The 12370-nt window shown below is 33.1% G+C and carries 9 protein-coding genes; 5 read left to right on the forward strand and 4 right to left on the reverse strand.

Annotation, left to right across the window (positions count from 1 at the left end):
- Positions 1–148 precede the first annotated feature (148 nt).
- Positions 149–1096: a phosphoribosylaminoimidazolesuccinocarboxamide synthase gene (locus tag ACNG5D_RS06210; RefSeq protein ID WP_418182630.1), complete on the forward strand. Its 948-nt coding sequence runs from the start codon at positions 149–151 to the stop codon at positions 1094–1096.
- A gap of 48 nt (positions 1097–1144) precedes the next feature.
- On the opposite strand, the gene ACNG5D_RS06215 is transcribed toward ACNG5D_RS06210, so the two are convergent.
- The 3 genes from ACNG5D_RS06215 to ACNG5D_RS06225 form a co-directional block, all read right to left on the reverse strand.
- Positions 1145–2170 carry a serine hydrolase domain-containing protein gene (locus tag ACNG5D_RS06215; RefSeq protein WP_418182631.1) on the reverse strand — a complete coding sequence of 342 codons (1026 nt, stop codon included), beginning with the start codon at positions 2168–2170 and terminating at the stop codon, positions 1145–1147.
- Between the two features lie 105 nt (positions 2171–2275).
- Positions 2276–4645, reverse strand: coding sequence for a TonB-dependent receptor (locus ACNG5D_RS06220; protein WP_418182632.1), 2370 nt, complete (start codon positions 4643–4645; stop codon positions 2276–2278).
- 136 nt (positions 4646–4781) lie between these two features.
- The gene (locus ACNG5D_RS06225; RefSeq protein WP_418182633.1) at positions 4782–5891 is read right to left on the reverse strand and encodes a heparan-alpha-glucosaminide N-acetyltransferase domain-containing protein; all 1110 of its coding nucleotides are present in this window, start codon (positions 5889–5891) and stop codon (positions 4782–4784) included.
- Positions 5892–5973: 82 nt separating this feature from the next.
- Between ACNG5D_RS06225 and ACNG5D_RS06230 the strand changes: the two genes are divergently transcribed.
- From ACNG5D_RS06230 to acs, 4 genes are all read left to right on the forward strand, one after another.
- The gene (locus tag ACNG5D_RS06230; protein WP_418182634.1) at positions 5974–7332 is read left to right on the forward strand and encodes an alanine/glycine:cation symporter family protein; all 1359 of its coding nucleotides are present in this window, start codon (positions 5974–5976) and stop codon (positions 7330–7332) included.
- A gap of 72 nt (positions 7333–7404) precedes the next feature.
- Positions 7405–7662: a DUF4212 domain-containing protein gene (locus tag ACNG5D_RS06235; protein ID WP_418182635.1), complete on the forward strand. Its 258-nt coding sequence runs from the start codon at positions 7405–7407 to the stop codon at positions 7660–7662.
- Positions 7652–9370, forward strand: a complete 1719-nt coding sequence (locus tag ACNG5D_RS06240) for a sodium:solute symporter family protein (protein ID WP_418182636.1) — start codon at positions 7652–7654, stop codon at positions 9368–9370. Before ACNG5D_RS06235 ends, ACNG5D_RS06240 begins: the two co-directional genes overlap by 11 nt.
- A gap of 296 nt (positions 9371–9666) precedes the next feature.
- A complete protein-coding gene (acs, locus tag ACNG5D_RS06245) occupies positions 9667–11574 on the forward strand; it encodes an acetate--CoA ligase (protein WP_418182637.1) in 1908 nt (635 codons plus the stop codon).
- 128 nt (positions 11575–11702) lie between these two features.
- Here the strand turns inward: acs and ACNG5D_RS06250 are convergent, their stop codons facing one another.
- Complete coding sequence (locus ACNG5D_RS06250; protein WP_418182638.1) at positions 11703–12317, reverse strand: fumarylacetoacetate hydrolase family protein; 615 nt, start codon at positions 12315–12317, stop codon at positions 11703–11705.
- Positions 12318–12370 lie beyond the last annotated feature (53 nt).

The raw sequence follows: 12370 nt of genomic DNA on the forward strand, positions 1-12370 counted from the left end.
TTTTTAGAAGCTATTTCCCGCTTTACACTATATCTTTTTGCTTTTAATGGCAAAAAGGATGCCGTTTCAATCGGGGCTAGGGCATAGAAACTAAACATCAAAATAACTATTCAAAAGCAAAAGGCTAACAGCTAAAAGCACAATACAAATGAGTAATACAATAACAGATACCAATTTTAATTTTCCTGGACAAAAAAGTCTTTACAAAGGTAAAGTAAGAGCCGTATACAATATAAACGATGAAGAACTAGTCATGGTAGCTACCGATAGGCTATCTGCATTCGATGTTGTAATGCCAAAAGGAATTCCATACAAAGGGCAAATACTAAACCAAATAGCCACAAAAATGATGGCTGCTACAGAAGATTTAGTACCAAATTGGTTAACAGCAACACCAGATCCAAATGTAGCCGTAGGCCATTTATGCGAGCCTTTTAAAGTAGAAATGGTAATTCGAGGATACATGTCGGGGCATGCAGCACGCGAGTATAAAGCAGGAAAACGTATGCTTTGCGGAGTACCAATGCCAGAAGGAATGAAGGAAAATGATGCTTTTCCAGAACCTATAATAACACCAGCAACTAAGGCCGAAATGGGCGACCATGATGAAGATATTTCGCGAGACGATATTTTGGCAAAAGGCATAGTATCTGAAGCTGATTATGTTATACTTGAAGATTATACCCGAAAACTATTTAAACGTGGCTCTGAAATTGCAGCATCTAGAGGTTTAATTTTAGTAGATACCAAATATGAATTTGGAAAAACCAAAGACGGAAAAATTGTTTTAATTGACGAAATACATACACCAGATTCTTCTCGTTATTTCTATGCAGAAGGTTATCAAGAACGACAAGATAAAGGCGAAGCCCAAAAGCAACTAAGTAAAGAGTTTGTACGCCAATGGTTAATAGCTAATAATTTTCAAGGTTTAGAAGGACAAACCGTACCGTTTATGAGCGACGAATATATAGAGTCGGTTTCCGAACGTTATATCGAGCTTTACAAAAATATTACAGGAGAAACCTTTATTAAGGCCGATGTGTCTAATATCGAGCAGCGCATAGAAACTAATGTACTAGCTTATTTAAAGTAAAAAATATTTCTATTTGTTAAAAAAAGACCTTGATACCAAGGTTTTTTTTTATCGATTATCCTTTATTATTTTTACAATTCTATTAATACTAATTTCAGATAAATTCCACTCGTAACCATCAAAATTGGTAGTGTTTAAAAACTGAACAACTACAGTATCAATATCTTCATGATATTCGGCAAGACTTTGGTAGCCAGGAACCAAACCGCCATGATTATATACATATATTGAAGAATAAATATCTTGTTCTCCTTCATTAAATACAGAGCCATCGTTTAAGGCTCTTAAAAATGTACCAACATCTTTTGCTGTAGCTAACATACCGTATTCGTTGGTTTTAAAATCGTCTTCTAATCCAACATAATAGCCACTCATAACATCGTTAATATTTACTTCATTAAGCGAAAAAAATGTATGGTTTAGCTTTAGAGGAAGCAAAATGTTTTCTTTTATATAATCATTATGGTTATACCCCAAAACTTTATCAATAATTTTGCGTAGTAATAAGTAGTTTGTGTTAGAATATTCGTAACCTTTATCTGGTTGAAAACTAGCAGGTAAATCAAGTGCAAACTCAAGGGCTTTTTTACCGTTTTCTTGTTCGTTTTCCCAAAAACTAGGGTTGTCTGTAAAATTTGGAATACCACTTCGGTGTTGTACCATTAATTTTAAAGTAATTTTTTCTGCATTTTCAATTCGTCCAACCAGCTCTGGAAAGTAGTAAGATAGCGTGTGGTTTAATTCTAAACGGTTTTCTTTTACTAATTTAGTAATGGCTACAGCGGTATATAGTTTGCTAATACTTGCAATTTTAAATAAGGCCTCTGGATTGGCCGGTACTTTGGCATTTTTGTCTTTCCATCCTCCTGTATAAAAAGCGGGTTCCTTTCCAGCTTTATCAACATAAACTATCATGCCATCAAACCCATGACTAAGAGTTTCATCAACTTGTTCTTGTACGGTGTTTGGAAGTGGTAATATCCATGCCCAAACTAAAATCCAAGGGACATAAAATAAAGAGATTATAGTGCCAGTAAGTAATATTATCCTGAATATGTTTTTATAGTTTTTCATGCCTTATTAATTTACAATTCAAATTTCGTGTAATACATTTAATTATAGAATTTTATGGTGTTGAATTGTTTGTTTTAAAGGATGAATTGTTAGGTAAATTACTGGCTAACGTCTTTGTCCAGAAAACTGCATAGCTTCGCCTTTACCAAATGCATAGCTAATACCAAAGGTTACAAACCTACCTCGTTGTCTGCTGTTAAACAAGTAAAAATGGGGTTGTTGTGTTGTTGTTTTATTAATTCTAGAAGCAAATACATCGCGAATACTTAAGTTTAATATAACTTTACCTTTTAGTATTTTTTTTCTTAAACCAAGATCTGCAAAAAGGATATCTTCTATTTCGCTTTGTACGGTTTTGTATTTAGATCTATAATCACCAGATATTTCTAAATCGAATTGAGCAGGAAGTTTAAATTTTGTTGTTAAACTTGTAGCCCATCTGTGGCCTTTAAAATTGAAGTTTGTACTTTCAAAAGAGCCTTTTCTGCTAAAAAAGTTAATGTTAAAATCGCCATTAAAAGAAAACCAATTTGTTGGTGCATATTTTCCGTTAGCTTCAATACCTGTGGTGGTATTGGTTCCTATATTTTCTGGGGTAGAGATGCTTATGTTATCGTTAAAGGTGGTAATACGCTCTACAACATCAATAGTATACCTATTATACAAACTAAAATTTAGTGAGGCTTTCCCTAGCTTATGAATACTTGTAATCTCGTAAGAGTCTGTAAATTCTGGCTGTAAATCTGGGTTTCCGGTAGAAATACTAAAATTATTTCGAATGTTTGAAAACGGATTTAATGATCTTAATCTAGGTCTGTTAATACGTTTAGAATAACCAGCTTGTATAGAAAAAACATCGTTTACTTTATAAGATGTGTGTATACTTGGAAATATGTTTGTGTAGCTATTTGTGTTACTTACATTGGTTGTTCTAAGTAAAGTGTTTAGGTTTGTGTTTTCAAGTCTAGCACCTATTTTAACACCCCATATATCACCTTCGTATGCTGCAGTTGTATAAATACCTAAAACTTTTTGGTCAAAATCAAAAACATTAGTTAAATCGGGATTGTTTACCCAAACTCCATTTTCTAAGTCGCTTACCGCAAAATCGTTAGATACGCTATTTATAACATATTGCGAACCTGTTTCTAGCATATATTTTTCTAAAAATGGATGGGTATAATCTAACTTAAAGGTGTAATCTTCTAGCGAATAATCGGTACGTGTTTTTTGTTGGTAATCGTCATTGTTTCCTATTATAATAGTATTTTTAAAATCTGAAAACTGATCTTTTCTAAAAGAATTTCCTAAGGCGCTAAAAAGTAAACTTTGGTCTTCATGGCGTTTAAAATTCTTTTTGTATTGTAACTCATATCTTAGTTTAGGGTTATCGGCTTCTGTAAACTCATTTCGTAACCAACTATCGGTGGTTGTGTCCGAAGCATTGGTTTGATTGAAGTTTGTTATAAAATTTTGATCTTCAATTTCATAAGCATAAGATCCAGAAAGCGTGATAATGTTAAGGCTGTTTATATGATAATCTGCACCAATAAGAATATTGCCAAACTTCTCATTAAATTCTCCATCGCCAATACTATTAATAGTCGTATTATTTATTAAATCTTGATTTATAGATTTGCGTTCGTCAGGATACGTTCTAATGCCAAAACCTAATTGGCTAAAAAGGTTAAATTTTTCGGTACGTTTGTTAACGCTTAGCCCAAAACTATTACTATTAGGAACACCAAAATTTAAAGTAGCCGACCCGTTTACACCTCGTTTTTCAGATTTTTTAATAATTATATTTATAATGCCTGAAGTACCTTCGGCATCGTATTTAGCAGAAGGATTAGTAATTACTTCAACTTTTTCAATCATATCGGCTGTTATGCTTCCTAGGGCGTTACCATCGGCACTAGCTAGAACTGAGGGTTTACCATTTATAAGTATTTGTACACCTTGACTGCCCCTTAGGCTAATTTCGCCTTCAATATTAACATTTACAGATGGTATGTTGTTTAGTACTTCCAAAGAGCTTGCTCCTGTAGAACTTAAATCTAACCCTACATTAAATACACGTTTGTCTAGTTTAAATTCGGTTTGAGATTTTTCAGCTCGAACAACAATTTCATCTAAAGCTTGGTTGTCTTCTGTTAAGATTATAGTTTGTAAATTAATTGTGTTATTAATAATATTTAAATCTGTAATTTTTTTTGTTTTAAAGCCCATAAAACTAACCTCAATGAAGAAATTTGTTTCATTAGTTTTTAAGTTAAAAGTGCCATCTGGCAATGTAATAGTACCTGTAATTGGTTTTTTTAATGTGTTGTCTAGTAGCGATATTGTAGCATATTCTATAGGAAGTTGGCTATGGCTTTCTAATACTTTACCTGTTATAATAACTTGCGCGTTTTGCGAATAGACTAAATGGATGTTTAGGTATATTAGTGCAAAAATGATGAATTGTTTAAGCATGATTTAATAAATAATTAATCAAATTTAAAAGGGAGCTTAAACTTAAGGGTTATTAATATTAAAGATGTAATTTAAAAAATTAAAATTTAGTTAAAATTTACGATTTTTCCTGCTTAATAAATTTGTTTTTAATTTTTTATTGTAAACCGTTATATAGAGTTTTTATTTTATTGGTTGTTTTTCTAATTAAATTATAAACAAAAGCATTCGTTTTTGCATAATGAAACGATATAAAACATACCACAACCATAAATAAAATAGCTCCAAAAATAGCTGTTGATGGCTCTAAAGATTTGTTTAAAAAACGTTTTAAGCCATAACCCGTAAAACTTCCGTAAAGTAAAATAAAATGAATAACATAAATAGATAATGTTTTTTCTCCTATTCTAGCTATAATTGATTGTTTTAAAAATTGCTCTAGGGTATAGAATATACCAAATAAAATAAGCACATTGCCAAGCCTTGTAAAAAGATAATTGTAGTCTGCACTCATTTTAAATAGCTCGATATGTGTTACGTAGCTTAATTTAGTAAGTAAGTAAGACGAGAAGTAAATTAAAAGTAAACCAACAGTAAAAAAAGTAATTATAGTAATAAGTTTAAATTTATTACGATGTATATGCCTGAAAAATATTGTAGAAATAAAAGCACCAAATGCCGAATAACCAAACCAAGGCAAAATGGTAAAAATAGAACCGTTTGATTTAGTTATATAATTAGCAATAAACTTTGGTATATGCTCTAAAGTAATAGTTCTGTATAGAGGTTCGGTTACAAAACAAATGCAACCTATTGTAAATAAAATAATAGAAAATATATAGCTGTGTTTTTTAAAAAGACTATGTAGCCCGACTAAAAATATTAAAGAAAGGCCTATACACTGCAAAACATCAATTACAAAAAAGTAAGAACTAAAATATCCAGATAACCAATTAAACACATTAATACGTAAACTATAGCCAATAACTAATAATAGCAAACCTCTAAAAAGCCCTTTTTTTATTCTTGGTTTATCATCGCCTTTTGCAAAAGCACGAAGTAATAAATAAGCAAAAACTAAGCCCGATATAGTGAAAAAAGTAGGTGCAGTAATACCTCGAAAATACGACCAAATATTATAAACAGCATTACTGGTATCTCTATAAATAGGACTTAACAAGGTGTCTATAAAATGGCCTTGAAGCATCATTAATATAGCAAATGCCCTTACGGCATCTATAAAATATAAGCGATTAGATTGCAACATAAGTTGGTTAACTTCTATAAATATACTTTTAAATAATTTAATATAAAGTTTGTAAAGTATATATTTATAAAATCTTTTAGGTATGGAACAGCTTATAAAATCATTTTCAGATTATGCTTGGGGGCTACCCTTGGTGTTATTACTTATAGGAGGTGGGCTGTATTTATTGGTTTTATCTAAGTTTTTACCATTTCGGTTTTTTGGTCATGCCATTCAAGTATTAAGAGGTAAATATGATGATGAAAATGATTATGGACAGATTTCGCATTTTAAGGCTTTAACAACAGCACTATCATCAACCATAGGTATGGGAAATATAGCAGGAGTAGCAGTAGCAATTTCGGTTGGCGGACCAGGGGCTATGTTTTGGATGTGGGTAAGTGCCATTGTAGGAATGTCTACAAAGTTTTTTACATCGACGTTGGCTATTATGTATCGTGGTAAAGATAGTACAGGCCAACTACAAGGAGGTCCTATGTATTTTATTGTTGAAGGTTTAGGAAAACCTTGGAAGCCTTTAGCTATAATGTTTAGCCTTTTTGCAATGATTGGGGCTTTACCTGTTGTAAACGTAAACCAATTAACTCAAGCTATTAACGATATTGTTTTAACTCCCAATGGCGTAGAAGTTGGTTTAAAATCTAATCTTATACTAGCGCTTGTATTAGTAGCTATAACGTCTGTAATTATTCTTGGTGGCTTAAAACGTATAAGTAATGCCGCCTCTAAAATGGTACCTTCTATGGTGCTTTTATATTTTGTATTAATACTATTTATACTAATTTCTAACTATAACGTAGTTCCTAAATATTTTGTAATGATTTTTACTGATGCGTTTTCAGCAAATTTTTATCAAGGCAATACATTTATGGGCGGTGTTTTAGGAGGTTTAATACTGTTAGGAATACGTCGTGGTGCTTTTTCAAATGAAGCAGGGATTGGAACGGCGCCCATGGCTCACGGAGCAGCAAAAACAAATGAGCCTGTGCGCGAAGGTTTAGTTGCTATGCTTGGTCCAGCAATAGATACATTAGTAGTTTGTACATTAACAGCATTGGCTATATTAGTAACAGGTGTATGGGAAACTACTTCGAATAATGGTGTAAGTTTAACAGCTTCTGCATTTAGTACTACTATGCCTGTTTATGGTAAATATTTGCTTATGGTTTGTGTGGTTATTTTTAGTATTTCATCATTATTTTCGTATGCTTATTATGGTACAAAATGTTTGTCGTTTTTAATAGGCGCAGATAAAAAACATTATTATAATTACATTTATATTCTTAGTATTATACTAGCGGCTACAACACCATTTAGCGTTATGTTAAATTTAATAGATGGTGTTTTTGCTCTTATGGCAATACCAACCATGCTAGCAACTATATTGTTAGCCCCTAAAGTAATTAATGAAGCTAAAAAATATTTTAAAAGCATTAAATAAGAATTAAACCAAAGATACTAGTAAGCAAGCTTTTTTACTTAACTAGTATACAATAATAAACGAACTAAGGTTATGGCAAATAAAGACAAGGCAAAAGCCTATTGGAAAGAAAATATTAGGTATGTACTTATATTAATGTTCATATGGTTTATAGTGTCCTTCGGTGCAGGGATTCTTTTTAAAGATGCTCTTAATACTATTAAAATTGGTGGGTTTAAGCTAGGTTTTTGGTTTGCTCAACAAGGCTCAATGTATGTTTTTGTAGTGCTTATTTTTGTGTATGTACGTTTAATGAATAAATTAGATAAAAAATACGGTTATGATGCATAGTTTGTTTGTTGAAGGCTTAGGAGTTCAAAACTGGACATATATTCTAGTAGGGCTTACATTTACCTTGTACATTGGTATAGCAATATGGTCTAGAGCTGGTTCTACAAAAGAGTTTTATGTAGCAGGAGGTGGAGTGTCGCCGCTGGCTAATGGTATGGCAACAGCAGCCGATTGGATGAGTGCTGCCTCATTTATATCTATGGCAGGAATTATTTCTTTTGCTGGGTACGATGGCGCTGTTTATTTAATGGGATGGACAGGCGGTTATGTGTTATTAGCCTTACTACTAGCTCCTTATTTAAGAAAATTCGGAAAATTTACTGTACCCGATTTTATTGGCGACCGTTACTATTCCAATACCGCACGATTAGTAGGCGTAATTTGTGCACTTTTAGTATCGTTTACCTATGTTGCCGGACAAATGCGAGGTGTAGGTTTAGTGTTTTCTCGTTTTTTAGAAGTAGACATTAATACAGGCGTAATTATAGGTATGATAATTGTTCTGTTTTATGCCGTTTTAGGCGGTATGAAAGGTATTACATATACACAAGTGGCACAGTATTGTGTACTTATTTTTGCCTTTATGGTACCGGCGATTTTTATATCAATTCAAATGACAGGTAATCCCATTCCTCAATTAGGTTTTGGAAGCACACTATCCGATGGTTCAGGAACTTACTTATTAGATAAATTAGATGGTTTAAGCACAGATTTAGGCTTTGCTCAATATACCGAAGGCTCAAAATCGATAATCGATATATTCGCTATAACTCTAGCCTTAATGGTTGGTACAGCAGGTTTACCACATGTAATAGTACGCTTTTTTACAGTAAAACGTGTAAAAGATGCTCGTAAATCGGCAGGAATAGCATTATTACTTATAGTAATTTTATATACAACAGCCCCAGCTGTATCTGTATTTGCAAGAACAAACATGATCGAAACCGTTTCTAACAAACCGTATGCAAACGTTCCAGAATGGTTTAAAAAATGGGAAACAACAGGCTTAATAACATTTACAGACAAAAATAAAGATGGCTTAATTAATTATGTTGCAAATAAAAATCAAAACGAATTAGTTGTAGATAATGATATTATGGTATTAGCAAATCCAGAGATAGCTCAATTACCAAATTGGGTTATAGCCTTAGTGGCAGCTGGAGCGTTAGCGGCCGCATTATCAACAGCAGCAGGGTTGTTATTAGTTATTTCGGCATCGGTTTCTCACGACTTAATTAAGAAAATGATAAACCCTAAAATCTCAGAAAAAGGCGAATTAATAGCAGCTCGTTTATCAGCAGTTGTAGCAGTATGTGTTGCAGGGTATTTTGGTATTAACCCACCAGGTTTTGTAGCAGCAACCGTAGCCTTGGCTTTTGGTTTAGCAGCAGCATCTTTTTTTCCAGCTATAATATTAGGTATATTTTATAAAAAAATGAATAAAGAAGGTGCTATAGCTGGTATGGTTGTAGGTATATTAACCATGCTTTTTTATATGACTAAATTCAAGTTTGGTTGGTTTGGTGGCGGCGAAAAAACCGATTGGTGGTTTGGTATATCACCAGAAGGTTTTGGCACAGTAGCCATGGCTTTAAACTTTATTGTTTCTATTGTAATAATGAAATTTACTCCACAACCACCACAAAACGTTCAAGAAATAGTCGAAAATATTAGAATTCCAAGCGGCGCAGGAACAGCAACCCATTAATTTAAGAATAATTTGGGCGTTACCCCGCCAAAAAGCGGGGTCAGGCTATCCGTTACAAGTCCTCGCTTCGTACCTCAGCTGTGGGCTTTTCACTACTATCCTTAACGCAGTAATCAACACTCAATTTTTGTTATTAAAGAATAAATACTTTTTTAACATAAAATTAAAATCATCTATCGATAATTAAATGCTATTCGCAGAAAAAAGGGGTAATTAATCTAATATTTTGTTATTTTAGAAGCTTAATTATTTTTCACCACAACTATTAACAAAAAAATAAATTTTAAGACTAAACTATGAGTAATTATCACATAAAACATCTAGAAGAATACTATCAAGTCTATAGGAAATCGGTACGAGAGCCTGAAAATTTTTGGGAAGAAATAGCCGAAGAACATTTTATGTGGCAAAAAAAATGGGATAATGTATTAAGTTGGGATTTTTCAAAGCCCGAAGTAAAATGGTTTGAAGGCGCACAATTAAATATTACCCAAAATTGTATAGATAGGCATTTAGCAACACGAGGTAATAAAACAGCCATTTTATTCGAGCCTAACAATCCATCAGAGCCAGCAGAGCATATAACTTATAATCAATTACACGAACGCGTAAATAAATTTGCCAACGTTTTAAAAAGCCAAGGAATACAAAAAGGCGACCGTGTTTGTATTTACCTACCAATGATACCAGAACTAGCCATTTCTGTATTGGCATGTGCCAGAATAGGAGCTATACATTCTGTAGTATTTGCAGGGTTTTCATCAACAGCATTATCAACTAGAATAAATGATTCAGATTGTAAAATACTATTAACAAGCGATGGGTCATACCGTGGTTCAAAAACCATCGATTTAAAAGGTATTGTTGATGAAGCCTTAGAAAATTGCCCAGGTATAAAAACAGTATTAGTAGCAAAGCGTATCCATACAGATATTAATATGAAAGCTGGTCGAGACCAATGGTTGCAACCACTTTTAGATGCCGCATCAAACCAATGTGAAGCAGAAATTATGAATGCCGAAGATCCCTTATTTATTCTATACACATCGGGCTCTACAGGAAAACCAAAAGGTATGGTACACACAACCGCGGGTTATATGGTTTATACCGCTTATACGTTTAAAAACGTGTTTCAATATCGAGAAAACGACATATATTGGTGTACCGCAGATATTGGTTGGATAACAGGGCATAGCTATATAGTTTATGGCCCATTAGCCAATGGAGCAACTACCGTTATGTTTGAAGGAGTACCAAGCTATCCTGATTTTGGGCGTTTTTGGGAAATTATCCAAAAACATAAAATTAATCAGTTTTATACAGCACCAACAGCAATTCGAGCATTAGCAAAACAAGGCACAGAACTTGTAGAAAAGTATGATTTATCATCTATAAAAGTTTTAGGATCTGTAGGAGAACCAATAAACGAAGAAGCATGGCATTGGTATAACGATAACGTAGGGAAAAAGCAAAGCCCAATAGTAGATACTTGGTGGCAAACCGAAACAGGAGGCATCATGATAAGTCCAATACCATTTGTAACACCAACAAAACCAACTTACGCCACTTTGCCATTTATAGGCATACAGCCTGCATTAATGGATGAAGATGGTGTAGAGCTTAAAGGCAACCAAGTAGATGGTCGTTTGTGTGTAAAATTCCCATGGCCAAGTATGGCAAGAACCATTTGGGGAAACCACCAACGTTATAAAGACACCTATTTTTCGGCCTACGAAAACAAATATTTTACAGGAGATGGAGCTCTTAGAGACGAAGTAGGCTATTATAGAATTACAGGTCGTGTAGACGATGTAATTATTGTTTCAGGGCATAATTTAGGAACCGCTCCAATAGAAGATGCTGTTAACGAACACCCCGCAGTAGCCGAATCTGCTATTGTAGGATTTCCTCACGATGTAAAAGGAAATGCACTTTACGGCTATGTTATTTTAAAAGACACAGGCGAGAGTAGAAACCACGATAATTTAAGAAAAGAAATTAATCAAATAATAACCGAGCATATTGGGCCAATAGCAAAATTAGATAAAATACAATTTACAATAGGCTTACCAAAAACACGTTCAGGAAAAATTATGCGTCGTATTTTACGTAAAATAGCCTGTAAAGACACCAGTAATTTAGGCGATACCAGTACATTGCTAAACCCAGAAGTGGTTCAAGAAATTATAGATAACGTGCTGTAAATTTTAAAGGGCATTACCGCAAGGGTCGGGCTATCGCGAGTCGCTCTCTTCGAGGAGCTCCAACAAACGCTCTATCCCTAATGCAAAATTAAAAGGCAACCTTTTTTTAGGTTGCCTTTTAATTTTAATTATAAAAGTTTAAAATCTAGTAACAATTCCCCCTCAATAAAAGCCTGTAAATGGTCGCCCTTAATGTTTTCACCAGCACCAGATGCAGGTGTACCAGTAAATATAATATCGCCAGGCTCTAAAGTCATAAAAGAAGATACATAAGCAATAATTTCGGCAAAATTATAAATCATAAAATTGGTATTACCTACTTGTTTTTGTTCTCCATTAATAACTAAATTAAAATTAATATTATTTATATCGTTAAAGCTAGAAATAGGTTTAAAGTTAGAAACAGGAGAAGCACCATCAAAACCTTTAGCTAATGCCCAAGGCCCTTTACTATCTCGACTTTTTGTTAAAACGTCTTTAGCAGTAAAATCTATACCTATAGCTATTTCAGAAATATACGATATCGCATTATCAACAGAAATATCTTTGCCTTTTTTACCAATTTTAACCACAATCTCAACCTCATAAAGAAGTTGGTTTGTAATTTTAGGAAAAACAATGTTTTTATTATCTGTAACAAGTGTAGATTCAGCTTTTAAAAAAATAGTTTGAAACCCTGTTTTAATAGCATTAATGTCCGATTTATCATTTACGTAATTTTTTCCGATGCCAATTATTTTCATCTAAATATCAGTTTTTAATATGTTAATTTTTAAAAAATTAAAAGTAATAAATA

Origin of the sequence: Algibacter ulvanivorans, from assembly GCF_048381495.1 — a bacterium.
Taxonomy (GTDB): Bacteria; Bacteroidota; Bacteroidia; order Flavobacteriales; family Flavobacteriaceae; genus Algibacter_B; species Algibacter_B ulvanivorans.